This window comes from Ruegeria sp. CJ2 (assembly GCF_056536745.1).
Map to the genome: position 1 here is coordinate 412175 of NZ_JBQFQF010000001.1, position 24867 is coordinate 437041.

General features: G+C 59.0%; 26 protein-coding genes. 12 read left to right on the forward strand and 14 right to left on the reverse strand.

The annotated features are described in order from the left end of the window. Nucleotides 1-145: 145 nt before the first annotated feature. The 4 genes from ACR0MS_RS02055 to ACR0MS_RS02070 form a co-directional block, all read right to left on the reverse strand. A complete protein-coding gene (locus ACR0MS_RS02055) occupies nt 146-367 on the reverse strand; it encodes a helix-turn-helix domain-containing protein (protein ID WP_353390376.1) in 222 nt (73 codons plus the stop codon). Next, on the reverse strand, nt 364-651 hold the full coding sequence (locus ACR0MS_RS02060) for a helix-turn-helix domain-containing protein (RefSeq protein ID WP_353390375.1): 288 nt from the start codon (nt 649-651) through the stop codon (nt 364-366). Before ACR0MS_RS02060 ends, ACR0MS_RS02055 begins: the two co-directional genes overlap by 4 nt. A gap of 100 nt (nt 652-751) precedes the next feature. Continuing rightward, nucleotides 752-1183, reverse strand: coding sequence for a hypothetical protein (locus tag ACR0MS_RS02065; protein ID WP_480568409.1), 432 nt, complete (start codon nt 1181-1183; stop codon nt 752-754). Further along, on the reverse strand, nt 1180-2481 hold the full coding sequence (locus tag ACR0MS_RS02070; RefSeq protein WP_480568412.1) for a tyrosine-type recombinase/integrase: 1302 nt from the start codon (nt 2479-2481) through the stop codon (nt 1180-1182). Before ACR0MS_RS02070 ends, ACR0MS_RS02065 begins: the two co-directional genes overlap by 4 nt. A 473-nt stretch (nt 2482-2954) precedes the next feature. Here ACR0MS_RS02070 and ACR0MS_RS02075 point away from each other — a divergent pair, with 473 nt between their 5' ends. From ACR0MS_RS02075 to ACR0MS_RS02090, 4 genes are all read left to right on the forward strand, one after another. Then, complete coding sequence (locus tag ACR0MS_RS02075; RefSeq protein WP_480568415.1) at nt 2955-3701, forward strand: alpha/beta hydrolase; 747 nt, start codon at nt 2955-2957, stop codon at nt 3699-3701. After that, nucleotides 3701-4684, forward strand: a complete 984-nt coding sequence (locus ACR0MS_RS02080; RefSeq protein ID WP_480568418.1) for an alpha/beta hydrolase — start codon at nt 3701-3703, stop codon at nt 4682-4684. The genes ACR0MS_RS02075 and ACR0MS_RS02080 overlap by 1 nt, the downstream gene beginning before the upstream one ends. Before the next feature lie 33 nt (nt 4685-4717). Further along, complete coding sequence (locus ACR0MS_RS02085; protein WP_480568611.1) at nt 4718-5332, forward strand: hypothetical protein; 615 nt, start codon at nt 4718-4720, stop codon at nt 5330-5332. A gap of 81 nt (nt 5333-5413) precedes the next feature. After that, nucleotides 5414-6130, forward strand: a complete 717-nt coding sequence (locus tag ACR0MS_RS02090) for an alpha/beta fold hydrolase (protein WP_480568421.1) — start codon at nt 5414-5416, stop codon at nt 6128-6130. Here ACR0MS_RS02090 and ACR0MS_RS02095 read toward each other — a convergent pair. Together ACR0MS_RS02095 and phaZ are read right to left on the reverse strand one after the other, a co-directional pair. Beyond that, entirely contained in the window at nt 6121-6705 is a 585-nt protein-coding gene (locus tag ACR0MS_RS02095) for a DUF6151 family protein (RefSeq protein ID WP_480568424.1), read from the reverse strand. The two genes, ACR0MS_RS02090 and ACR0MS_RS02095, sit on opposite strands and share 10 nt — an antisense overlap. A gap of 5 nt (nt 6706-6710) precedes the next feature. Next, on the reverse strand, nt 6711-7982 hold the full coding sequence (gene phaZ / locus ACR0MS_RS02100; RefSeq protein ID WP_480568427.1) for a polyhydroxyalkanoate depolymerase: 1272 nt from the start codon (nt 7980-7982) through the stop codon (nt 6711-6713). A gap of 111 nt (nt 7983-8093) precedes the next feature. Between phaZ and ACR0MS_RS02105 the strand changes: the two genes are divergently transcribed. From ACR0MS_RS02105 to phaR, 3 genes are all read left to right on the forward strand, one after another. Next, complete coding sequence (locus ACR0MS_RS02105; protein WP_480568430.1) at nt 8094-9896, forward strand: PHA/PHB synthase family protein; 1803 nt, start codon at nt 8094-8096, stop codon at nt 9894-9896. A gap of 129 nt (nt 9897-10025) precedes the next feature. Further along, the gene (locus tag ACR0MS_RS02110) at nt 10026-10472 is read left to right on the forward strand and encodes a phasin family protein (RefSeq protein ID WP_170382547.1); all 447 of its coding nucleotides are present in this window, start codon (nt 10026-10028) and stop codon (nt 10470-10472) included. A gap of 136 nt (nt 10473-10608) precedes the next feature. Continuing rightward, nucleotides 10609-11163, forward strand: a complete 555-nt coding sequence (phaR, locus tag ACR0MS_RS02115; protein WP_170569696.1) for a polyhydroxyalkanoate synthesis repressor PhaR — start codon at nt 10609-10611, stop codon at nt 11161-11163. Nucleotides 11164-11226: 63 nt separating this feature from the next. On the opposite strand, the gene ACR0MS_RS02120 is transcribed toward phaR, so the two are convergent. The 7 genes from ACR0MS_RS02120 to ACR0MS_RS02150 all read right to left on the reverse strand — a co-directional run bounded on the left by ACR0MS_RS02120 (nt 11227) and on the right by ACR0MS_RS02150 (nt 20038). Then, nucleotides 11227-12441 (reverse strand): DegT/DnrJ/EryC1/StrS family aminotransferase, encoded by a 1215-nt coding sequence (locus ACR0MS_RS02120; protein ID WP_480568434.1) that lies wholly within the window; start codon nt 12439-12441, stop codon nt 11227-11229. A 104-nt stretch (nt 12442-12545) separates the two neighbouring features. Further along, the gene (locus ACR0MS_RS02125) at nt 12546-13850 is read right to left on the reverse strand and encodes an NAD(P)/FAD-dependent oxidoreductase (protein ID WP_480568437.1); all 1305 of its coding nucleotides are present in this window, start codon (nt 13848-13850) and stop codon (nt 12546-12548) included. Nucleotides 13851-13856: 6 nt separating this feature from the next. Further along, on the reverse strand, nt 13857-15215 hold the full coding sequence (locus ACR0MS_RS02130; protein ID WP_480568440.1) for a glutamine synthetase family protein: 1359 nt from the start codon (nt 15213-15215) through the stop codon (nt 13857-13859). Continuing rightward, nucleotides 15215-15895, reverse strand: coding sequence for a type 1 glutamine amidotransferase (locus ACR0MS_RS02135; RefSeq protein WP_480568443.1), 681 nt, complete (start codon nt 15893-15895; stop codon nt 15215-15217). Before ACR0MS_RS02135 ends, ACR0MS_RS02130 begins: the two co-directional genes overlap by 1 nt. 59 nt (nt 15896-15954) lie before the next feature. Further along, nucleotides 15955-17274 carry a glutamine synthetase family protein gene (locus ACR0MS_RS02140; protein ID WP_480568614.1) on the reverse strand — a complete coding sequence of 440 codons (1320 nt, stop codon included), beginning with the start codon at nt 17272-17274 and terminating at the stop codon, nt 15955-15957. A gap of 109 nt (nt 17275-17383) precedes the next feature. Continuing rightward, nucleotides 17384-19570: a xanthine dehydrogenase family protein molybdopterin-binding subunit gene (locus tag ACR0MS_RS02145; protein WP_480568446.1), complete on the reverse strand. Its 2187-nt coding sequence runs from the start codon at nt 19568-19570 to the stop codon at nt 17384-17386. A 3-nt stretch (nt 19571-19573) separates the two neighbouring features. Continuing rightward, nucleotides 19574-20038 carry a (2Fe-2S)-binding protein gene (locus ACR0MS_RS02150; protein ID WP_480568449.1) on the reverse strand — a complete coding sequence of 155 codons (465 nt, stop codon included), beginning with the start codon at nt 20036-20038 and terminating at the stop codon, nt 19574-19576. Between the two features lie 141 nt (nt 20039-20179). Here ACR0MS_RS02150 and ACR0MS_RS02155 point away from each other — a divergent pair, with 141 nt between their 5' ends. The 5 genes from ACR0MS_RS02155 to ACR0MS_RS02175 all read left to right on the forward strand — a co-directional run bounded on the left by ACR0MS_RS02155 (nt 20180) and on the right by ACR0MS_RS02175 (nt 24374). Beyond that, nucleotides 20180-20782 carry a TetR/AcrR family transcriptional regulator gene (locus ACR0MS_RS02155; RefSeq protein WP_480568452.1) on the forward strand — a complete coding sequence of 201 codons (603 nt, stop codon included), beginning with the start codon at nt 20180-20182 and terminating at the stop codon, nt 20780-20782. A 159-nt stretch (nt 20783-20941) separates the two neighbouring features. Next, nucleotides 20942-21976 (forward strand): tRNA dihydrouridine(20/20a) synthase DusA, encoded by a 1035-nt coding sequence (gene dusA / locus ACR0MS_RS02160; protein ID WP_480568455.1) that lies wholly within the window; start codon nt 20942-20944, stop codon nt 21974-21976. A gap of 31 nt (nt 21977-22007) precedes the next feature. After that, nucleotides 22008-22832 (forward strand): sulfite exporter TauE/SafE family protein, encoded by an 825-nt coding sequence (locus ACR0MS_RS02165; RefSeq protein ID WP_480568458.1) that lies wholly within the window; start codon nt 22008-22010, stop codon nt 22830-22832. Beyond that, on the forward strand, nt 22829-23611 hold the full coding sequence (locus ACR0MS_RS02170) for a hypothetical protein (RefSeq protein ID WP_480568461.1): 783 nt from the start codon (nt 22829-22831) through the stop codon (nt 23609-23611). Before ACR0MS_RS02165 ends, ACR0MS_RS02170 begins: the two co-directional genes overlap by 4 nt. 34 nt (nt 23612-23645) lie before the next feature. Next, on the forward strand, nt 23646-24374 hold the full coding sequence (locus ACR0MS_RS02175; RefSeq protein WP_480568464.1) for a SpoIIAA family protein: 729 nt from the start codon (nt 23646-23648) through the stop codon (nt 24372-24374). Nucleotides 24375-24629: 255 nt separating this feature from the next. Here ACR0MS_RS02175 and ACR0MS_RS02180 read toward each other — a convergent pair whose 3' ends face one another. Next, the gene (locus ACR0MS_RS02180; protein WP_180886640.1) at nt 24630-24863 is read right to left on the reverse strand and encodes a DUF1289 domain-containing protein; all 234 of its coding nucleotides are present in this window, start codon (nt 24861-24863) and stop codon (nt 24630-24632) included. Nucleotides 24864-24867 lie beyond the last annotated feature (4 nt).

Consider the following 24867-nt stretch of genomic DNA (forward strand, 5'->3'; position numbering starts at 1 on the left):
CGCTCAGCGCCTTGTCCGCTGCCCGTATCAGGTCGCGTGCCTCCGGAAGCCGTGGGGTCTGCTCAAATGTGCGCAGCGCATAGACCCGATCATTGTGGGCGTTGCGGACGTGTTCACGGCCTTGATGCGCAGAATGATGTCTTTGTCAGGCGACATCGCTAGCCTCCGACGGCTGGATGCGGTTGCGCGCCTTGAAGGCGTCGATGCTCGCCCGGTCGATGCGCGTGACACGGCCCGACTTGTAGCCGCTCAGTTCACCGGAATCGAGCCAGCGCCAGACAGTCGACGGTGATACTTGCAACTCGCGGCAGGTTTCCTTCACCGACAGGTCCGATGATTGGTTGGGAGTAGGGATGGGGGCGCTCATGCCGCGTTCCACTTGGGCGCGGCGTCCGGGTCGTTTGTTTCGGGCATGTCACCCGGCTTGATGCGGTGGCGCTCTTTCATGGCCACTATGCTCTCGCCCTCTATAAGGGTGAGGCCGTTGCGGCTGTAAGCCGAGATTTCACCGCGGTTGATGAGACGGTAGATGGTGGACGGATTGCACCGGATCAGCGCCGCCGCTTCGATTACGGTACAGTCGGCCATGGGATGGAGTGAGCGGGCTTTGTCACGCGCCGGGACGCCCCGGCGACCGGTCTTTTTCGGCATTGATGTCACCTCTTACAAAACAGTGATGACACCGCATTCTGTGCATAAAACTTGACCCGGCAACAAAATAAAACGGCGCTTCCGTGGAAGCGCCGCATTTTTATTTCAGTTTCTTGAGGACTTTCGAGAACTGTTTCCAGTTCCCCTTTGCGCTGGCCCATTTCGCCGTCTCTGGTGATGCACCCAATCGGCGAGCCTTTATGTAGCGCGTGAGGCGTTGCTGCATTCGGTCTGACAGGTTGAATGTCACAGCCACCTCATCCAGCGCGTCCTTTTCCGGCAATCCGAGGCGCGCGTCCACGATTGCACACATTTCGTCGAACTCTTTCTTGCGGGCCTGTGCGGCAGCCTCAGAGGCGCGCTTGGGCAGTGCCGCCTTCTCGGTCATGTCGATGATGTTTGCGTGCATGCGCTCGAGCATCTCGCGCAGCGCCTCCGGGTCGTCGAGGGGTATTTCGTATAGGTCGATGATGTAGGTGTGTGTCGGGTCTAGTCGTGTCTTGGTGCAGACAACAGAACGCTTACTGCTCATGCGCGTCCCTCCGACAACTGCACCACGTTCTCGGCTGTGAGGCCGTCGAGGAAGTCCGCCCATTTCTGCCACCACTCGGCGGCGGGTCGGTTCAACTCGGATAGTTGGTAATGCGCGTCCGCCTCGCTGGTGTCGGGGCTGTGGGCGGACAGGCGGTCGCGAATGTCCTTGCCGCCGCCGTGCTCGGCGACCCAGCTTAGCAGCGCCTTACGGTTGGCGTGGCTGGTGTAGTCAGTAGGCAGGCCCAACTTGTCGCGCTGCCGCGCCCAGTTCAGCGAAACCGTCTTGCGACCACGACGACCAAAAACACGTCCGTCACGCGTGGGCTGGTTACGCAGCAATTCGACCGCCTGCGCCGAGAGCATAACCAGATGTTCTTTCTTGGCCTTCATGCGCTGGGCGGGAATAGTCCATCGCCCATGTTCGAGATCAATCTCTGACCACTCAGCGCCCAGCGCCTCGCTGATGCGGGTGCCCGACAGCAGTTGCAGGCGCATGATGTCCCGGTCGATGTCTTGCAGCGCGTCGAGGCCACGGGCCATCGTGCGCAGTTCGGACATCGACGGGCGGTAGTCCTTGATCTGTGATTTTGGGGTCTTGTCTAACTGCGGGACCGGTACGCCTGCGGGCATCATTTTCTTCTCGCTGGCCCACTTGAACATGCTTGCCATTGCCATGCGGATGTTGTGCGCCGCACCGGGTTTTTCGTCTATCAGGTGGGCAAACGTCGCGTTCAGGGCTTCCAAGTCTAGCGCGCCGAGGCGCATTCCGCCATGGTTGGGCAGGACGTTCTTGGTGAGGATGTTCTGCGACCGCCGCCACGACTTTGTGCCGCGCATCTTCATGGCCACTATGTAGGCTTCGGTCAGTTCGTCCAGTGTCGTTTCAGACCGCTTGTCGGCGACCTTGGTGATGGGTTGGGCCCACACCTCTCGTGCCTCGGCAAGGCTCATGGCGGGATAATGCCCGAGGGTGACCTGACGCTGCCGCTTGCCTTTCTGGCTGCGGTATATCCAACGCTTTCCCCGTGTGGTGGCGACAAGCGTCAGGCCCGCGTATTGCGGGTCCGAGAGACGGCGACCGGGTTTCAGACGGCGGCAGGCCAGATCAGTCAATTCCTTGGGTGCGGTGCCGCTCGCCTGTTCTAGGGCAAACGCAACACTGGCGCGCAGTTCCTTGCGGATGCCCGTGTCGAGTGCAGCCTGCATCAGGTCCGCAACAACCTCGCGCGGGTCGCGATCGTCCTGATCGACGAGACTTGCAACAGATGTCAGAAAGTCAGATGTATTCTTCGGCATGGCCGTGTCCTTAAGTAGTTCGGTCGTGTTAGTCGGGTGGGCGTTGGAGCGCCCCCCGACTTCCTATACCTATCAGCGCCGCCGCATGCCCGCCAGCCCATCGTCACTGATACGTCACTGGTATAGCGTGATATTAACAGGGGTCGAGTGGGTCGGGCAGGGGCAGTGAAGCGGCTTGCTGATGCAATCAAGAACCTGTTATTAAAGAGGTTTTATCTATATTTGTGGGGGTTTCGCTGGCGCGAGGTCTGAGAACGCCCGGTTGCGGGTTATTTGCGTTTGGCTGCTTTGGCAGGTGGGGGGGATTGTGTCAAGTGCTGGAGCGAGGGGCGCTGCCCCGCCGCCATTGGCGCTTGAACCAATGGCGCACCAATGGCGGCACCCCGGGATATTTTTGGCCAGATGAAGGGCGGATCGGGGAATTGCAACTGGGGGTGGGGCGTGCATGATGCAGGGAAAGCAGAGAGGGTTCTATGGCAGCGACGGATTTTCTGGATACCGCGCAGGGGCGGCGATTGGCGTATCACAAAAGCGAGGGCGCGGGGCCGACGGTGGTTTTTCTGGGCGGTCTCAAATCGGATATGGAAGGCACCAAGGCGGTGCATCTTGAGGCGTGGGCGCAGGCGCGCGGGCAGGCGTTTTTGCGGTTCGATTATTCGGGGCACGGTGAAAGCGCGGGCGCTTTTGAAGAGGGGTGCATCGGGGATTGGCATGAGGATACGGTGGCCGCGGTTTCTGAGTTGACTGAGGGGCCGCTGATTGTCGTGGGGTCTTCGATGGGCGGGTGGCAGGCCCTGTTGCTGGCCAAGGCGATGCCGGACCGGATTGCGGGGATGGTCACGATCGCGGCGGCGCCGGACTTTACCGAAGATGGATATTGGGCCTCGTTCACTGATGCTCAGAAACAGGCGCTGGAGGGGGTCGGGCATGTTGAACTGCCGTCGGATTACATGGAGCCCTACATCGTTACAAAGCGGATGATCGAAGATGGTCGTACCCGGCTTGTCCTGCGCGACCCGTTGGAACTGCCGTTTCCGGTGCGTTTTTTACAGGGCACCGAGGACACTGCGGTTTCGACGGAAACTGCGGTCAGACTGCTTGAACATGCGTCCGGGCCCGACATGAGTTTGCTGCTTGTCAAAGACGCCGATCATCGGTTCTCGGACGGTCCTTGCCTGGGATTGATCGAGCAAGCCATCCTAGATGTTATGAACCCGTGATGATGCGGCTGATTGGGCGCCTGTGTCTGGTTCTTGTTGCAGTTGGGGCGCTGATTTACTGGTTTGGTCCGCGCGAAGACGTAGACCTTCACCCCCGGTTTGACTCTCGAAAGTTCGGGGAGGGTGTGCAGGTCTATTTCGAAAGCGTCGAGTCAGCTTTTGACGATATCGTTCCGGGTGTCGAAAAACGCGTGATCTGGCAGGACGGGTTCAAGGAGCGCAGAACCCCGGTTTCCATCCTCTATCTTCACGGGTTTTCTGCCTCGTCCGAAGAAATTCGCCCGGTGCCCGATAGGGTTGCGGACGCGCTGGGGGCCAATCTGGTCTATACGCGGCTGCAAGGGCACGGGCGCAGTGGCGAGGCCATGGCCGAAGGAACGGCTTCGGGCTGGATGCAGGACTTGGCCGAGGGGCTGGCTGCTGCGCGTGCGGTTGGTGATCAGGTTGTCGTGATTTCGACCTCGACGGGCGGGACGCTGGCGGCTGCGGCTGCCATGGATGATGACCTGAGCCGGGATCTGGCAGGTATCGTCTTTATCTCACCCAATTTCGGCGTGAACACGCCCGGTGCCTGGATTCCCGGTCTACCTTGGGCCCGGGACTGGCTACCTGTTCTGATGGGAGAGACACGGGACGTCTCTGGCCCGGACCCCGAGAAGAACCTGTATTGGTCTACCGCCTACCCGTGGGAAGCGGTGGTGCCAATGACGGTGTTGGTGGATGTTGTGAATACGCTTGATTCTTCTGGCGCAAATGTTCCGGCGTTGTTTTGGTTTTCGGATGATGATCAGGTTGTGCGGCCAGATATCACGCATGAGGTAGCGGCCGCTTGGGGCGCGCCATCGACGACAGAACTGGTGGCGATGGGCCCCGGAGATGACCCCGCCTCGCATGTGGTTGCCGGGAGGTTGATGTCGCCGGGGCAAACAGATGCGACTGTGGCGGGTATCTTGAACTGGCTTGAAACCTTGGGGATCAGGTAACGCAGGGAGGTGTTGATGCGTAAACCGGCCAGTATGTGGAGCCTTGAAACCCTTGGTCGCGTGCGTCTGTCCCGCCATTTCTTTATGCGCGATTTTCTGTATTCCGAAATCGGTAATTTCCACGAAAAACAGAATATCCCCACCAATCCGGACTTGGCGATCCAAACGGGTCGAGCCTTTTGCGAAACTCTTCTGGACCCGCTGGAAGAAACCTTTGGCCGGGTCGCGGTGCGGTCCGGCTATCGCTCACCTTCGTTGAACCGGTTCGGAAATGAAAACCGTTTGAATTGTGCCCGAAATGACAATCCTCTGGAATGTCATATCTGGGATCGTGGGGAAGGGGATGAGCGGATCGCCGGGGCCTCGGTCGTGATCCCATGGTTTGCTGATCAATACGAAACCGGACGCGACTGGCGCGATCTTGCGTGGTGGATGCATGACCATCTGGATTATTCCGAAATCTGGTTTTTCCCTAAGCTCTGCGCTTTCAATCTGGTCTGGAGGCCGATCCCCCATCGCCGGATCGACAGCTATATCGCGCCACGTGGCACATTATTACGCGCAGGTGCCGAGCCGACTGAAAATCTGAGCACCCGGAAGGCACGCTATGCGGATTTTCCGAAGTTCAGGGGAATAGGCTATCCCTGAGTTTTTTCTTGCCGACATTAGAAAAACCCCACATCCTGCGGAAAAGTAACGCCAAGGTGGTCGAATTTATGGAGGCCCTGCGTGATCGAACCGTTGGTTTTTCTGCCCGGGTTCATGTGCGATGCGCGGTTATTCGGAGCTCAGATATTATACCTGTCTTACCAACGTGCGGTGACGGTTGCCCCGGTGACGACGGGCGACCGTATTGAAGAGATCGCGTCGGGTTTGCTGGATCAACTGCCCCACCGCTTTGCCTTGGGTGGCTTCAGCATGGGGGGCGTTGTCGCGTTGGAGATCGTGCGCCGCGCTCCGCAACGTGTGTCCCGTCTGTGCCTGATGTCAACGGATGCGCAGGCTGATACGCCTCAGATCGCTGCGGATCGGGAGGAATTGATCGTGGGGGCCAAGTCGGGGCGGCTAGAAGACGTCATGAACAGGCTGATTGGTTCCGAGACATTGGCCCCGGGTTTGGGGCGCGTTCCGGTTCTGAAAGAAGTCATGGCGATGGCGCGGGAACTTGGGGCTGATGTGTTCGAACGCCAGATGCGCGCCCTGCAACGGCGCCCGGATCAGCAAGGCGCGCTGAGGCATATTAGCGTGCCAACGCTGGTTTTATGCGGTGCCCATGATCAGCTTACGCCCGTGCGACGGCATGCATTCATGGCGGACATGATCCCAAATGCCGAATTGAAAGTCATCGACGAAGCAGGGCATCTTCCCCCGCTCGAGGCCCCTGCAGCCGTGAATACGGCACTTGAATCCTGGCTGAATATCCCGGTTCGGTTGCCCTATTTGTAGAACGCTGCCCGCTCAGATTTGCTGAGGGTTACCGGCGTTGCCACGGGCTGTCTGGTCTTGGGGTCGAAAAACGGGCTGTTCTTCCAGCTTCCCGACATCCGGGATTTAAGCACGCGCGAAATCAATCCAGTGACAGCGGGTCCCAGTTTTTCGTGGGATTGTTTGCCGTCAGGTTGCGGCACGAAGCCCCGGGTCGTGATCGGGCCTAAGCCGCTGGGGTCTGTCATCCGTTTCACGATAAACCCCGCAAAGGGGAGTTTCGGCGTCCGGGTCGTTACTGCAAGCGGCGCATTGCAGCATTTGGCGTACCACCGCAGCATACCTTTGGGGCTGAGTTGCATCAGGGCCAGGTGTTCGGCTCCGCCGTCGATCCTGATTTCTTCGGGCAGCATTTGCAGTACCTCGACAGGGCCGGGGGCCGGATCAGGTTGACCGAAATACAGTTGAGCCGCGCGGCAGTCGTGGCAGAAACACACGGTATGCGTCGCGGATTTTGCGCCAGCAGCGGTGATCTTGCCGTGAAGTGCACCGCAATTGCAGGAAAAAGCGAAATCCTTCGCCTTGGAACTTGGCACGGCTATCAGGCGACTTTGTTCTTATTCGCAGCGCGCCGACGCGGTTTGCGTGTGTTGGCGTTCATGAAGTCGATGACCAGCGGGCGGATGTTGTCGCGCCAGCTGCGGCCAGCAAAGATACCGTAATGTCCCGCGCCGGGTTCAACATGGCTGGCCTTTTTCGAGTCCGGCAGCCCGGTGCACAGATCAAGCGCCGCGATACACTGACCGGGGGCCGAGATATCGTCATTTGCGCCTTCGACTGTTTTCACGGCGACGTCGGTGATTTTTCCGATATCAACCTTGTGTCCGGCAACGACAAACTCGTTGCGTGCGATTTCGCGGTTTTTAAAGACGCGCTCGACCGTCGACAAGTAGAATTCTGCGGTCATGTCCATCACCGCCAGATATTCGTCGTAGAACCGGTTATGCGCATCATGATCCGACGCCTCGCCCCGCATGACGCGCTGTATCTGGTCCGAAAACGCCTTGGAGTGGCGATCCGCGTTCATAGACATGAATGACGCAAGTTGCAGCAGGCCGGGGTAAACCATGCGGCCCACGCCTTTGTATTTGAAGCCGACGCGCTGAATCATAGTCTCTTCCAACTGGCCCATAGTCACGCGGCGGCCAAAATCGGTTACGTCGGTGGGTGTCGCATCCGGGTCAACAGGGCCACCGATCAGGGTCAGCGTGCTGGGCTGCGCCTTGGGCTCAACTTCGGCCAGATATGCGGTTGCGGCCAATGTCAGCGGGGCAGGTTGGCAAACTGCAACAACATGCGTCTCGGGTCCCAGTTCTTTCATGAAATCGACAAGATAGAGGGTATAGTCCTCTACATCGAACTTTCCTTCGGACACAGGGATATCGCGCGCATTATGCCAGTCGGTGACGTAAACTTCGCAATTGACCAACAGGCTTTTGACTGTCGAGCGCAGCAGCGTTGCATAATGGCCGGACATGGGCGCGACCAACAAAACCTTGCGCGGTTGTTCTTCGCGCCCGTTGACACGCACGTGGATCAGGTCGCCGAAAGGACGCTCCAACACGGGGACGATATCGACAATGTGGTCTCTGCCGTCCTCGCAGGTATAAGTGCGAATGCCCCAGTCGGGTTTGGCAATCATGCGCTGAAAAGTGCGTTCCGTGACCTCGCCCCAAGCCGCCATCATGCTGAAGGCCGGGTTGGGAACCATCGAGAACAACGGGTAAGAGGCCATCGCACTGGCGGTTGCACCCATCCACTGGTTGGTGTTGCGCATGGTTTCCATCAAGTCGTAGGTCATCATGTAGCGCATAAAATGGGCCTCCTGAGTGTCAGCCTGAAAGTTCGGACCATTCGTCGCTTTGCCCCAGCGCAATCGCGACGTTATTCTGCATAGCAGCGAGGTTAGGGGGGAATTGTTAAAATGACAACAAGTGAAGACCAGAGTCGAGAGCTGACCGAAGAACACCTTGAACGGCTTAAAGAAAATATGAACAAAGTCGAAGAGCTTTCGAAACGGCTGGTCGAAGTGATGGCTGGAAGAAAGGGCCATAACCCCGCGCTGGACGGTCCGAATCAAGAGCTTTTCGCACGAGCAGCAACGGCATATTTTTCCGAGGCGTGGCAAAATCCCGCCAAGCTGATGGAGCACCAGATAGAGTTCTGGGGGAAGTCCGTTCTCAACTTTGCCGAAGCGCAGAAGGCCATGACGACCGGAGAGGTCGAAGACGGTGAGACCACCCCAAAAGACAAGCGTTTCGCCAACCCCATGTGGGAACAAAATCCCTATTTTCGCTTTATCCGTCAGCAGTATCAGACCAATGCCGACGCCATCACGCAGGCCGTCGCATCCGTTGAGGATATCGACGACAGGGACAAAAAGCGCCTGCGGTATTTCTCGCAGCAGATCATCGACATGATGTCTCCGACCAATTTTCTGGCAACCAATCCGGACGCTTTGGAGAAGGCGGTCGAAACCGAGGGGCAGTCCCTGATCAAGGGGCTGGAGAACCTTGTTGCCGATCTCGAAGCCAATGATGGTGAAATGGTCGTCAGGCTGGCGGATGAGAGTGCATTCGAAGTTGGTGGCAATATCGCCACCACGCCCGGTGAGGTCGTGTATCGCAACCGCCTGATGGAATTGATCCAATACAACCCGGTGACCGAAACCGTCTGCGAAACGCCGCTTGTTCTGTTTCCGCCCTGGATCAACAAATTCTACATTCTGGACCTCAAGGCGCAGAACAGTCTGATCAAATGGGTGACCGAGCAGGGCTATACCTTGTTTGTCGTCAGTTGGGTGAATGCAGATGAATCCCACGCCGATATCGGGATGGGGGATTACGTCGAAGAAGGGTTCCTTACGGCGATCGAACAGGTCAAGTCGATCTGCAAGGTCAAACAGGTGAATGCTGTCGGGTATTGTATCGCCGGAACGACGCTCAGCCTGACCTTGTCCCTGCTCAAGCAGCGAGGGGACAAGTCGATCAAATCCGCGACGTTCTTTACCGCTCTGACGGATTTCGGCGAACAGGGAGAGTTCACACCCTTCCTGCAAAATGATTTCGTGGACGGAATCGAAGATCAGATTTCTAAAGATGGAATCTTGAAAGCCTGGCTGATTGGACGAACGATGTCGTTCCTGCGCTCGAACGACCTGATCTACGGGCCAGCGATCCGCAGTTACATGATGGGCGAGACACCGCCCGCATTTGACCTGCTGTTCTGGAACGGAGACGGCGCGAATTTGCCCGGTCGCATGGCCGTGGAATATCTGCGGGGGCTGTGCCAGGGCAACGATTTCGTCAACGACGGGTTCGAGCTGTTGGGACACAAATTGCATGTCCGTGACGTGGACGTTCCGTTAATGGCCATCACTTGCGAAACCGACCACATCGCAGCATGGAAGGATTGCTATCGCGGCGTGCAGCAGATGGGTTCCAAGTCAAAGTCGTTCATCGTTTCGGAATCCGGCCATATCGCGGGGATCGTGAACCCGCCCAGCAAGAAGAAATATGGCCATTACACCAACACCAATATGAAGGTGGATGCCGAGACCTGGATGAAAGAGGCTGACTACCATCAAGGATCGTGGTGGCCCCGCTGGGAGGTCTGGCTCAAAAAGCGGTCAGGCAAGCAGGTTCAGGCTCGCACACCGGGCGATTCGGATCATCCGCCGCTGGCACCAGCGCCCGGAACCTATGTTCTGGCGAAATCAACGAATTGATTTTTCGCGATTTTCCAAATATTCTGCACTGCAGCGAGAAAAATCTTGCAATGCTGCAGTGCAGCAACCATATTGTCCTCAAGCTGATGAAAGCCGGGGTGGGCCCGGTTCGGCAAAAGGATTAGGACAATGGCAAAGACTCAAGACTTTACCGCGACCCTGAAAGACATGATGGGCGCGTTCCCTGTTGACACCACCGCTCTGGAAGGTGCCTTCAAGTCGACCGCAAGCCTGAACGAAAAGCTGTCGGGTGTTGCGCTGGAAGCCGCTGAAAAGTCGGCTGAGATCTCGAACAAATGGACCAAAGACACTCTGGCCAAACTGACCGAGATGTCGAAAGCAAAAGCAGAACCTGCTGACTACGCCAAAGCTGCGACCGATTTCGCAAGCGCGTCGGCCGAAGTTGCTGCTGAAAATCTGGCGGCTTTCGCTGAAATCGCCAAGAAAGTTCAGACCGAAACCGTCGAGCTGCTGATGGCTGCTGGCAAAGAAGCTGCGGAAGACGCAACTGCTGCTGTCAAAAAAGCCACCAACGACGTGACAGCTGCTGCCAAGAAAGCAACTGCTGCCAAGTAAAGAGAATGCCGCGAGGCGCACCCATTCCTCCCAACCGGTGCAATCGCGCAGGGCAGGTCGAAAGACCTGCCCTTTCTTTTTGTGCTGCAGTCGCATAACCTCTGCTGCAACGCATCATCCTTGGGGAGGGAAAACGGTGGCAGACCAGGAAAAACCGTTACTAATCAAACGATATGCCAGTCGTCGGCTGTATAACACCGAGACCAGCGATTACGTCACGCTCGAGGATATCGCAGCGTTTATTCGCGACGGGCGCGAGGTACAGATCATTGACCTGAAAACCGGGGACGATCTGACACGCCAATACCTGCTTCAAATCATTGCCGAACATGAAAGCCGGGGCGAGAATGTGCTGCCCGTGAATGTACTGAATGATCTTGTACGCAGCTACATGCTGCCGGGCGGTGGGATGATGCCGCAGTTCCTGCAAAGCTCGTTCGAGATGTTGCGCGAAAGCCAATCCAAGATGATGGAGAACATGAGCGCCATGAACCCGATGTCTCAGATGCCGGGGTTCGAGGCGATGCAGGCGCAGCAACAGGCCTTTCTCAAGGCGATGACCGGTGGCTTGTCCGGCGGTTGGTCTGGCCCGGACAAGGAAGGCGAGGGTAAGTCAGAACCGAAAGAGGATCTGGACGACATCAAGAAGCAGCTTGCCGAATTGCAGCAGAAACTGTCCAAGCTGAACTGATCCAGCCCCTCAAAACGAAAAAAGCCCGCCATTGGCGGGCCTTTTTTTGTGATGGGGTGTTGGTCAGGTGCCGAAAGCCATCGCTGGTGCGGTGACCTCACCGACGGATGCCAGCAGAATATCGGCGATTACGTCCAGCTCCTCGCGGGTCAGGCGCACAGGCAGGCGCACGTCGCATGCCTTCATCAACATCGCACGGGTTTGGGGCAATTCGACCTGCTCGGGCAGGAACTGCCAGTTCCAAAAGGCGCGGGCATTGTCTTCACTCAGACCGAAAACCTGCACTTTGACACCGCGCGCCTCAGATGCGGCCGCAAAAGCGCGGATATCATCATCGCTGAGGCCGACCAGATTGAACTGGATCGAGTCCGGGGCCCGGCGTTCGGGCGACAGCGGGGCGGGCACGTCGATATTCGGCGACGTGTTCAGGCGATCCGCCACATAGTCGTGATTGGACAGACCATCGCGCACACGGCGCGCCAATTCCGGTATTTGCGGACGGATTACGGCTGCGCTGAGGTTGCTCATCCGCAGATTATAAAGCGGCAACTGGTTCTGCCAGCGGGCAAAGGCTTGCTCCAACTCGGGTGAGTTGTCTCCGTGCGGACCTTTGTGCTTTTTCCAGTTGTGCTCATACGCGCCCGACATGATGACGGCCCGCGCCACCAGGTCCGCGTCATCGGTGATCAGGATGCCACCTTCGCCCGCGTTGATCATCTTGTAGGACTGGAACGAGAAACAGCCTACCTTGCCGATCGTGCCAATGTTACGCCCGTGCCAGGTGGTGCCCAGCGAATGGGCTGCGTCCTCGATTACAGGAATGTCGCGCGCATCGCACAGTTCCATGATCGCATCCATGTCAGACGTGTGTCCGCGCATATGACTGATGATCACGGCCTGAACATCGTCCAGTTTGGTGGCAAAATCTGCCATGTCGATACGGTAATTGTCGGCAACTTCACACAGCACCGGAATGCAATCTGCGTGCACGACCGAGGACGGGACGGCAGCAAAAGTAAAGCCTGGGATCAGGACACGTGCGTCGCGTGGCAGACCCAGAGCCTTGAGCGACAGGAACAACGCGGCCGAGCAGGACGAAACCGCCAGCGCGTATTTGGTTCCTAACAGTTCGGCAAATTCAGCCTCGAGCAATGCAACCGGCGCGTCTTGTGGCGCGGTATAGCGAAACAGATCGCCCGACTGCATCAAGGCGTCGATGGCGTCACGGGCGGCTGCGGGGATGGGTTCGGCGTCATGGACGTTTGGAGGAAGCGTCATATTTGGTTTTCCCGAATTCTATCTTTGGGAAAGATAAAGCTAATCCTCGGTCAATCCAAGCCTTCATTCACCTTAACGGCGAAATTTCACCAATCTGTCGTAAATCAAAGGCCGAGCCGGTCCCGCAGTGCAAACCACGTCATCGCCAGCACCAGCAGGGGGCTGCGCAGGGCCGCGCCTCCGGGGAAGGGCAGGGCGGGGACGCGGGCCATCGTGTCGAACCCTTCGGCCTGCCCTTGAATGGCCAGCGCCATCAACTGCCCCGCATGGGTCGCGGTGCCGACCCCGTGGCCGGAATAGCCCGAGGCCGACAGGATGTTGGGCGCGACCCGTGTCAGATAGGGCATCCGCCGCATGGTGATCGCCAGTGTGCCGCCCCAAGCATAGTCTATCTTCACGTCGCGCAGGTGGGGGAAAATCTCGGCCATCGGTTTGCGCACCTTGGCGGCGATGTCGGCAGGGAAGCGATAACCATAGCTCTCGCCGCCGCCAAACAGCAGTCGGCTATCGGCACTGAGACGGAAGTAGTTCACCACGAATTTGGTATCGGCTACCGCAACATCGCGCGTCAGAACACGAGCGGCATCGGTGCCCAAAGGTTCGGTCGCGGCGATAAAATTGTTGATCGGCATGACCCGTGCGGCGACTTTGCTGTTCAGGCCGCCCAAGTATCCGTTGCAGGCCAGAATGACGTGATCTGCGCTGACCTTGCCCTGCGCAGTGTGGATAGTGGCGGGGGTGGTTTCCTCGACCCGCGTTACCTCGGTGCTTTCATAAATTCGCACGCCTGCTTTGGCCGCCGCCTGCGCCAGTCCCAGCGCGTAGTTCAAAGGGTGCAGATGTGCCGCGCCCATATCCAAATACCCGCCGCGATAGGTGGGCGAGGGGCACAATCCATGGCCCGCGCCTTCGTCCAGCAGCTCCATCTGGTCATAGCCATAGCGGTCGGACAGATGCGCCGCGTGGTCGTGCAATTCCTGCTGCTCGCCAGTGCTGAGGCCCAGAACGGCCACGCCCGGTTTCAGGTCGCAGTCGATCCGGTGCTTGGCGATCAGCGATTTGACCAGCGTTTTTGCGTCCTCGGCCAGATCCCACAGTTTGGCGGCGTCACCATCGCCCACCAGCCGTTCAAGATCTTCCTGATCCATCCGCTGCGCGCTGCCCAGCTGACCTCCATTACGACCAGAGGCGCCAAAGCCCACGCGATGCGCCTCAAGCAGCACCACGCTGAACCCGGCCTCGGCCAGATGCAACGCGGCGGACAGGCCGGTATAGCCGCCGCCGACCACGCAGACATCCGCCTTTTCATCGCCCGCCAGCACAGGAAACCGGTCGATCGGGTTGGCCGTGGCCGCATACCAGCTGGCTGGATATTCAGCCTTGCGGTCGTTGGAGTAGAGCAGGTTCATTGTGGATCAGACGTTCAGCAACAGATGCTCACGCTCCCACGGAGAGATGACTTGCAGGAACTCTTCATACTCGGTGCGTTTGACGATGCCATAGACGCGGGCGAAATCAGGGCCAAGGATATCGTGCAGGGCAGTCGCCTCGTCAAACAGGTCCAGCGCGTTGCCCATGACCTGCGGGATATCGCCTTCGCCCTCATAGGCGTCGCCATAGAACTGACGGCGCGGGCGTTCCTGCTGGGTCAGGCCCAGATAGCCGCAGGCCAGCGACAGGGCGATGCCCAGATAGGGGTTGCAATCCATGCCCGCGATGCGGTTTTCGACCCGGCGCGCCTCCGGCCCCGACAAAGGCACGCGGATGCCTGTGGTACGGTTGTCGCGCGCCCATTCCAGATTGATCGGCGCGGCGTGGTCTTTCACGTAACGGCGATAGGAATTCACGTAAGGCGCCATCACCGCCAGACCCGAGGGCAGGTGGTTCTGCAATCCAGCGATAAAGTGATAAAACGCGTCCGTCTCGCCCCCTTGCGGTCCCGAGAAGATGTTCTGCCCAGTCTCCATGTCGATGATTGAGTGGTGGATATGCATGGCCGAGCCCGGCTCGTCCACAATCGGTTTCGCCATGAAGGTGGCAAAGCAATTGTGGCGCAGCGCGGCCTCGCGGATCAGGCGTTTGAAATAGAACACCTCATCGGCCAGTTTGACCGGATTGCCGTGGCGCAGGTTGATCTCCAACTGGCCCGCGCCGCCTTCCTGGGTGATGCCGTCAATCTCGAACCCTTGGTGTTCGGCGAAATCATAGATGTCGTCGATCACCGGGCCGAACTCGTCCACCGCGGTCATCGAATAGGCCTGCCGCGCCGCAGCCGGACGACCCGACCGCCCCATCATCGGCTTGATGCTTTGGGCGGGGTCCACGTTGGGGGCGACCAGAAAGAACTCCATCTCGGGGGCGACGACGGGTTTCCAGCCCTTTTCGTGATACATCTGCACCACACGTTTCAGCACGTTGCGCGGGCTGAACGGGATCGGGTTGTCATCGCGGTCATAGGCGTCGTGGATCACCTGCAACGTCCAGTCACCCGTCCATGGTGCGGCGGATGCGGTCGAGAAATCGGGTTTCAGGATCATGTCTCGTTCGATGAACCCGTCCTCGCCCGCAGCTTCGCCCCAGCCGCCTGTGATGGTCTGGTAAAAGATGCTGTCGGGCAGGTGGAAGTAGCTTTGCTTGGCGAATTTCGAGGCAGGCACCGCCTTGCCCCGCGCGATGCCGGGAAGGTCCGAGATGACGCACTCGACCTCGTCCAAACGGTGACCTTCGATATAGGTCTGTGCTGCCTGCGGCAGTTGATCTTTCCAATCGGCCATCAGGCCCTCTCTTTCTTCAGAAACTCCGCCATGAGCTGACCGATCTTTGGGTTGTCGTCACTGGCGGGCAGGCGGTTGGTGGCGGCCTGCATTAATTCATCTGGCACAAGACCTTTACCACGCGTGTCCATCAAGCCCTTGATGAACCCGTCGCCATATTCCGGATGGGCCTGAACGGTCCAGATTGTATCACCATAAGCAACCATGGCGTTTTGGCAGAAGTCATTGGTGCCTGTCACGCGCGCACCTTCAGGCAGGGCGACCACCTGATCCTGATGCCACGCGTTCAGCGTAACGGTCTGACCGTCGAGGTCATAGTCGTTGCGCCCCACGGCCCAGCCGCCTTTGAACTTTTCAACCTTGCCGCCCAGCGCCTGCGCGATGATCTGGTGGCCAAAGCAAACACCGATCAGGGGTTGGCCCTTGTCGCGGATCGCCCGTATCAGATCCTCCAGCGGCGGTATCCATGCATGGTCTTCATACGCGCCATGACGCGAGCCGGTGATGACCCAGCCATCGGCGGCATCGGTGCTGGTGGGGAACTGGTTGTCGACGACATAGAACGTCTCGAATTCAAACCCGTTGCCGTCCAACAGGTCGCGAAACATACCGTCATATTCACCGAATTCGTCGTACAACTCATCCGGAGGATGGCCGGTTACAAGGATACCGATTTTCATAGGTCACCAAATTTGATCAAATTTATTCTAGCCGACCGCGATGGGCCGGGCAAGAGGGGTCAGACAGCCTCGACGTAACTCAGCCAGTGGTCCTCGGGGGGGCGTTCAGCAAAGCGGCGGATTTCCTGCCGTTTGGTCATCGCCATGTATCGGATCAGGTCGGCTGGAAAGATGCGCGCGACATGCGGATCGGATTCGAAGGCGGCAATAGCGGCGTCCCAGTCACTGGCCAGTTGCGGCAGGCCGTCGATGTCATAGGCGTTGCCGGTGATCGGGGCGGGGGGCTCGGTTGCGTCCTCGATCCCGTTCATCGCGGCACCCAGAACAGCGGCCAGCATCAGGTAGGGGTTGATGTCACCACCGGCCACGCGATGTTCGATCCGGCGGGCGGCGGGGGCACCGCCGGGAATGCGCAGGGCAGCGGTGCGGTTCTCATAGGCCCAACTTGCACCGGTGGGCGCATGCGCACCGGGGACAAGTCGGGTATAGGAATTGCCGTGCGGCGCAAAGATCAACGTGCTGCCGGGCATCGCCGTCAGACATCCGGCGACGGCGTGGCGCAGCGCATCCGTCCCCTCGGGACCGCCATTGTCGAACACATTCCGACCGGCATGATCGACGACCGAGAAATGCACATGCATCCCGTTGCCCGCATCATCGGCATAGGGTTTCGACATGAACGTCGCGGTGAACCCGTGTTTGCGGGCAAGACCGCGCGTCAACACCTTGAAAAGCCACGTATCATCGGCACAGCGCATCGCGTCCTGATGGTTCAGGTTGATCTCGAACTGACCGATACCGCTTTCGGAAATGGCGGTCTGGGCGGGGATGCCCATCGCGGCGCAACCATCATAGAGATCGGTGAAAAACGCATCGAACGCGTCCATCTCGGCCATGGACAAAACGGCCTCATCCACCAGTCTGCGCCCGGTCAGTGGGTTCAGCGGCGGCTGCGGTTGCGCGCCGGACGAATCCAGCAGCGTGAACTCCAGCTCGGTCGCGGCGATCACGGACCAGCCGCGTTGGGCATAGCGGTCCAACACAGCGGCCAGCGCATGGCGTGGGTCTCCGGCAAAGGGGGTGCCGTGGTCATCATACAGGCACATGGGCACCAATGCGGTGTCCACATCCAGCCACGGCATCGGAACAGGGCCACGCTCGGTCGGCAGCAACACGCCATCGGCATCGCCGGATTCAAAAACCAGCGGGCTGTCGTCGATATCCGCGCCCCACAGGTCCACGTTCAGCGCCGAAAACGGCATCCGAACCGATCCCTTGTCCAGCTTGTCGGCGTAGGAGGGCGGCACGCGTTTACCCCGCAACTGACCGTTAAGGTCACAGGCTGCAACGCGAAAACTGTGCAGGGCGCTCAGGTCCATCGGGGTCTCCATCACTCTGGTTCCCCGAGGTTTAGTCGACGCGAGGCGTCTTGTCACGAAATTTGATCAAATTACCCCGCGCCGAGAGGAGGAGGCGCGGGGTTTGGCGTCACACGAAGTTGACGCCGTTCTCAGCCATCGGGTGCGCGGCCACAAGAGTGCCCGTCATCGCATGGATGGCATTCGCCAAGGCGGGTGCCGACGGTGGAGTTCCGGGTTCACCGACACCTGTCGGCGCTTCGGCGGATGGCATGATGTGCACGTCGATGGCGGCAATGTCACCGATGCGCAGCGGTTCGTAATCCGGGAAGTTGGACTGATCCACCGCACCACTGGTCAGCGTGATCTGATCGCGCATCACGTGACCAATGCCATAGCCAATCCCGCCCTCCATCTGGGCCTTCACCACATCAGGGTTCACGGCAATGCCGCAATCCACAGCGCAAGTGACCTTTTCGATCTTGATACCGCTTTCCACGTCGCCCGAGATTTCGACGACCTCAGCCGCGTAAGAGCCAAAGGATTTGTGCACCGCGATCCCTTGCGAGCGACCTTCCGGGACATTGCCCCAGCCCGCCTTCTCAGCCGCCAATTTCAATACAGCGGCTTTGCGCTGCTGGTCGGGGTTCGTGCTGTCGGATAGGTGGGCCAGACGGAACTCAACCGGGTCACGACCAGCGGCCTCGGCCGCCAAGTCCATCATGGTCTCCATCGCATAGGCGGTGTGGGTATGCCCCACCGAGCGCCACCACAGAACCGTGGTCGCCTTGGGCGTATCGGTCAGGCCAACGGCCATGCCGGGGATGGCGTAGGGCGTACCCAGGACACCTTCGACCGAGGTGTGATCGACCCCGTCATGCACCGTGACCGCCTCGAAAGGAGTTCCTTTGGTGACAGGCTGCCCTGCGATCCGATGTTGCCAGCCAACGATATTGCCCCCGGCATCCAAACCTACGCGGACCTTGTGGCCGAAGGCGGGGCGGTAATAGCCGCTGCGGATGTCATCCTCGCGCGTCCAGACCAGTTTCACCGGGCGAGAGCGATCGGTGACCACAAAGGCGAGCGCGGCTTCGACCTGATAATCCGCATCTGGCGTGGCGCGGCGACCGAAAGAGCCCCCTGCCAGCATAGTCTTGATGTGGATTTTTTCGGGCGGCAGCTGGAAGATTTGCTGATAGGCCATATGCGGGCCCGTCGGCATCTGCGCGCCGTCATGCAGGACAATATCGCCCTCGGCAGTCTGTTCGATGGTGCAGTTCAAAGGCTCCATCGGGGCGTGGGCCAACAGCGGGAAGTAGAAGGTCTTTTCGACCACCTTATCCGCGCCGTAGATGGCCGTCGACACAGCAGCCACATCCGCCTTGTTCACGTTATACGCAGGCTCGGCGTCCAGCGCGGCCATGATCTCGGCCTTGATCTGATCCGAGTCGCGGGTTTCTGCGCCGGACATGTCCCAGTCGACCTCAAGCGCATCCCGCGCCTGGATCGCGGCCCAGGTGTTTTCGGCATAAACAGCAACGCCTGCCTGATTGGGTAGAACGGCGGCGTTGATATAGCCTTTGACCTCTTTCGACGCGCTGTCGTCAAAGCCCTTGGCGATGCCCCCCTTGGAGTCAGGGCGCTTGATCATGGCAACCATCTGGTTGGGCAGATGCACATCCATTGCATACATCGCCTGACCGTTACCCTTGATGGCCGAGTCCTTGCGACGCACCGTTTCATTACCAATCAGACGGAATTCGGACGGGTCTTTCAAGCGCGGCTCGGCCGGGGCTTCGAGTTGCGCAGCTGCTGCCACGAACTCTGCAATCGGAGCGGACTTGTCGCCAGCTTTGACGATGCCGTCCTCGATCGTGATGCCCGATGCCTCCACGCCCCAGCTTTGAGCAGCGGCATTGATCAGCATCTCGCGCGCGGCGGCACCGGCCTGGCGGTATTGTAGCCAGGAATTCGCCATCGCGGTCGATCCGCCTGTGCCCTGGAACGGGCCGAACAGTAGGTTGTTATAGACCTGAGGGTTAGATGGCGCGAATTCATATTCGATCTGGTCCATGGTCAGGCCGATTTCTTCGGCGATCAGCGTCGGCAGGCCGGTGGCCGGGCCCTGACCTTTTTCAAAATGCTTAACGATGGCGGTCACAGTGCCATCTGCGTCGATTTTCACGAACGGGTTGAATTGAGCGGTCTCGGACGAGGCCGCCGCCAACGCTCCATCAGGGCGTGCGCCAATCAGCAGCACGGCACCGGCAGCGGCGGCACCTTTCAGAAATCCACGGCGAGAGGTGTTGATGGTCATGGATCAGGCCTCCAGAATCTCGGACGAGCGCTGGATACCGGCGCGGATTCGTTGATAGGTGGCGCAGCGACAGGCGTTGCCGGACATGTAATCGTCGATTTCCTCGACCGAGGGTTTGGGGTTCCCGGACAGCAACCCGACAGCCGACATCACCTGACCCGACTGGCAATAGCCGCACTGAACCACATCCAGTTCGACCCAGGCCTGCTGGACGGCCGCGCCGATCTTATCGTCGCCCATGGCCTCGATCGTGGTGATCTCGGCGTCTTCGACGTCTTCGATATAGGTCTGGCACGCGCGTACGGGCTCACCATTCAAATGCACGGTACAGGCGCCGCAGGATGCGACGCCGCAGCCGAATTTGGTTCCGGTCAGCTTAAGCTCATCCCGGATCACCCAGAGCAGGGGTGTGCCGGGTTCGGCGTCGACCGTGTGGGTCTGGCCGTTCAGTTTCAAGGTCAGTGACATGAGGGGGATACTCCATGTTGGGCTGGTTACCCGAGTCGGTAAACTGGCGGGTTTACCGTAGGCGACAATTCCAAGTCTGTAAACCCATGAGTTTACCTAGAGTTTGACCTCGATCTGTCAATGGGACTATAGCTATGAAATATGAACGACATCAGCGCGCCGAATGCGGCCAAACATGCTCAGATCATCGAAGCAGCGGTTGCCGAATTCCAGGATAAGGGATTCGCAGCGGCCAGCATGGATCGCATTTCCCTACGCGCCGAAGTTTCCAAGCGCACCTTGTACAAATACTTTGAAAGCAAAGAAAATCTGTTTCGTTCCATAGTGATAGAGTTGTCGAACAGGTTCGCCGAGGTGCAGGAAATCCGCTATGAGAAAGGCCGCGATATCCGAGAGCAATTGACTGAACTGGCATGGGCCGAAGGGCGCATCCTGATGCTGCCCGAGGTTATGGCCATGTCGCGGATGGTGATCAGCGAAACCTTGCGCAACCCGGATTTGGCGGCAGCGGCACAGGGTAAGCTGGACAAAACCGCGATCTTTGCTGACATGCTGAAAGATGCCGCGGATGACGGGCAATTGCGGATCGAAGACCCTCAGGCCGCGGGGCAGGAGTTCATCGGCCTCATCAAAGCCAAGGCGTTTTGGCCAATCATTTTCTCTGGCGACGTTCTAAGCAAGGACGAGATGGAAGCCACCATCAACAGCAGCGTTGACATGATCCTCAGCCGCTACGGTATCTGACTGTTTCGCGGTCTTAAACGGAGGACCCGCCGACAACTGGTGATCTTTGCATTTTCCCGGCGGTTGTCATTCTGTGTGGCGCATGATCCCAAAAGAGTGGTAGAGGGCAACCTTGGAAACGGATCGCCTCGTTAAAGTTCATGGCGAAAGTCAGGAAAGATGTCGCACGCAACTGAGATCAATAAGCCATCGCGCGCCGAAATTTGGCGTGCAGCGCGCCTGTCTGTCGCCCCGATGATGGATTGGACCGATCGGCATTGCCGTTACCTGCATCGGCTGCTTAGCGCGCAGACCTTGTTGTACACAGAGATGGTCACCGCCCCCGCGTTGGTGCGGGGTGGGGCGTTGCATTTGCTGGATTATAACCCGCAAGAGCATCCGGTTGCGCTGCAACTCGGTGGGTCTGACCCGCAGGAACTGGCACAGGCTGCGCGTTTGGGCGCTGAGGCCGGGTATGATGAAATCAACCTGAATTGCGGCTGCCCTTCGGATCGGGTGCAATCAGGTACGTTCGGTGCCGTGCTGATGAAAAACCCGGCTCGTGTTGCGGAATGCGTGGCCGCGATGCAAGAAGCGGTTGACGTCGAAGTCACCGTCAAATGCCGGATCGGGGTGGACGACCAAAACCCGGAAGAGGTCCTGCCCGCGTTTCTGACCGCCATACGCGATGCAGGGTGCAACCGCGTGACGATCCACGCGCGCAAGGCGTGGTTGCAGGGGCTTAGCCCCAAGGAAAACAGGGATATTCCACCGCTGGACTATGATCTCGTCCACCGCATGAAGGCGGAATTTGGCGCGCTTCACATCTCGATCAATGGCGGCATTACCTCGCTGGAGCAGGCGAAGGCCCATCTGGATGCCGGGTTGGACGGGGTCATGATCGGGCGGGCTGCCTATCACCAGCCTACCGACATTCTGGCCGGGGCTGATCATCTTATCTTTGGGTCCGGGCAAGCGGCTGATCCGGTTGATGTCGTTCAAAAAATGGTGCCCTATGTTGAACGGCACCTTGCCGAAGGCGGCCGTTTGCACCAAATCACGCGCCATATGCTGGGTCTGTTTGCGGGTCGCCCCGGCGCGCGGGCCTGGCGGCGGACCTTGTCCGAAGGCGCGGTGCATGACGGGGCTGGCCCCGAGGTTATGTTACAGGCGCTCGAGCGTGTTGCGCCTCTGGCCGAGGTGGTGGTGAACTAGGTTACGGCGATTAAGCCGGTATGGGGGAAGAATGCCCGAAACGATGTTGCTGGCCCAGATGTTGGGCCTTTTGCTTGTGATCGGGGCGCTGGCCGGTGTGCTGGCCGGATTGCTTGGCGTGGGGGGCGGCATCGTTCTGGTTCCCGCCTTTTTCTATGCTTTTCAAACGCTGGGCTACGGCGGGCCGCAACTGATGCAGTTGTGTCTGGCAACCTCGCTGGCGACGATCATAGTAACCTCGATCCGCTCGGTTCTGGCGCATAACAAGAAAGGTGCCGTGGACTGGGATATCCTGCGCGGCTGGGGGCCGGGGATCGCCGTGGGTGCCGTCATTGGCGTGATGGTGGCATCAACGCTGCGGACCGAAGCGCTTCAGGCTTTGTTTGGTGTTCTGGGGATGGTCATCGGGGCCTATCTGGGCCTTGGCAAGTCCGAGTGGCGATTGGGTGATGCCATGCCCAAAGGTATCCGCCGTGCCATTCTGTCGCCCAGCGTCGGGTTCTTGTCTGTGTTGATGGGGATCGGCGGGGGCAGTTTCGGCGTTCCGCTGATGAGCCTGTTCAACACGCCCATTCACCGCGCTGTGGCAACAGCCGCCGGGTTTGGTGTCATCATCGCGGTTCCCTCTGTTCTTGGGTTTCTGTTTCTTGATATCGCGCCCGAGCATCGGCCTCCGCTGACGATCGGTGCGGTCAACCTTGTGGCTTTTGCGATCGTTGTTGCCATGACGATGATCACGGCCCCTTGGGGGGTGAAACTGGCGCACGCGATGGACCCGAAACCTCTGAAACGAGTATTTGCCGTGTTCCTGACACTTGTCGCCCTGAATATGCTGCGCAAAGCATTGGGGCTGTGAGCGATTTTTGGCAATCGGGTTGGGTGAAATTCCCCTTTGATCCAGCCCTTGCGGATTGGCTGACGCATGCGCTTCCCGCCGCGCGCGCTTCGATATTGGACCCGGCCCATGCCGAGTGGCTGGATTGCGAAGGCACGTGGTTCATCGGTGTAGATGCGCTGGATAATGACGAACGGGGCAGGGTGGGTCAGTCCGGGGATTTGTCCGGGGCGGCCATGGATTTCATCCGTGAACATTACGGCGACCTGCCACTGCACAAAGGGCAGGTCTCGATCATTTATCCCGGCTACCCGCGTCCACGGCGGGGTGAAAGCGAGGCGGCTGGTCGGTACAGGTTGAACCGCGATGCCGCCCATGTGGATGGGCTGCGTCCAACCGGACCGGATCGTCGACGCCGTGTGGACGAGCCGCATGCGTGGATCCTTGGCATTCCCCTGACGGAAGTCAGCGACAACGCGTCGCCAATGGTCCTGTGGGAGGGCAGTCATAAAATTCTGGGCCCCGCCTTTGCCAAGGCGTTGCAGGACACGCCAAAAGAAATGATGCATGAAGTCGATATCACCGACATCTATCAGGCCGCCCGCCGCGACGTTTTCGAGATGTGCCGCCGCATCGAACTGCCAGCCAAGCCGGGCGAGGCTTATCTGTTGCATCGTCACTGTCTGCACGGCGTGGCACCATGGCCAGACAGCGCCGCGGCTGGTTCGGATGGACGGATGATCGCCTATTTTCGCCCCGAATTCGCCGGGGGAGTAGCCGAGTGGATAGAAACTCCGTAACCTCCCGACATTGTTCAGGTTAGGAGGTTTTTCGATGATGACGATCCATACGAATTCAGATGGTGCCTTGATCGAAGTTGAATTGTCGGGCGAAGTCACCAGCAGCGATTACAACGACGCACTTATACCGGCCATCGAAGCAGCGTTGGCCGAGCATGACACGGTGCGCCTGATGGCTGTGGTTCAGCCGGAATTCAAGGGATACGACATCGGGGCCGCCTGGTCGGACACCAAGCTGGGGCTAAGCCATTGGCGCGGGTTTGACCGAATTGCAGTGGTGGCCGATCAGGGCTGGGTACAGACGAGCGTGCGATTTGCCGCGCCGATTATGCCGTGCCCGATGCAGGTATTCGAACTTTCGGAAATCGAAACCGCCAGACGCTGGATGCGCGAGTCGCTCGGCTCGATCCACGTGACCGATTTGGGCGGCCCCTGCGTGCAGATCAGTCTGTTGGGCAAGCTGGACCCAGAGGAATATCAGAAGGCCGAGACGGATTTGGACGGTTTACTCAGTGCCAAAGAGGGGTTCCGTCTGCTGATCGACCTGCGGGAATTTGACGGGTGGCAGGGATTGACCGCATTGGCGGCACATTTCCGTCTTGCGCGTGGGCATGTAGGAATGCTCGACCGGGCGGCGATTGTTGGCGACAAGGCCTGGCAGCATCTGGCGCAAAGGGTCGCCAGCCATATCCTTGGGGCAAGGACGCAGTTTTTCCCGTCGGAAGAGTATCAAAACGCCAAATCCTGGCTGTCGGCGGGGTGATAGATTTCAACCGGTTAAAGTGCGGACTTTTCTGACGTTAAGTCAGAAAATATACGCGCTTCTTTTTGTTGATTGCAGAGTCAACAAAGGCGTATGTTGCCAGTGTTTTTCCGTGATACCACTGCGGGAAAGCACCAATGCTGAAGAGCGCTGCTGCGGGTTGCCACACACTCGACACTTGTCGCTGGACTTTACCCCCTCGAAGTTCAGACCGACCCGCGGCAGCGCAGGCTCAGCCAGACCATGTGGGCAGTTTCAGGATTTGTTCAAACGGGCCGAGCGTCCGCCGCGCCGTTTCGCGAGTTGCGGCTTGCGTGCGGGCAGGGCTTCCATGATCTCGGCGCGTTCCGAGCTGTCCATTTTGGACCAGCGCGAGATTTCGTCGATCGTGCGGTAGCAGCCGGTGCAGATACGTTCGGTCGGGTGCACGACGCAGATCTGGATACAAGGGCTTTCGACCTCATTCCTTTTCCAAACCATGTTCGTCATTGGC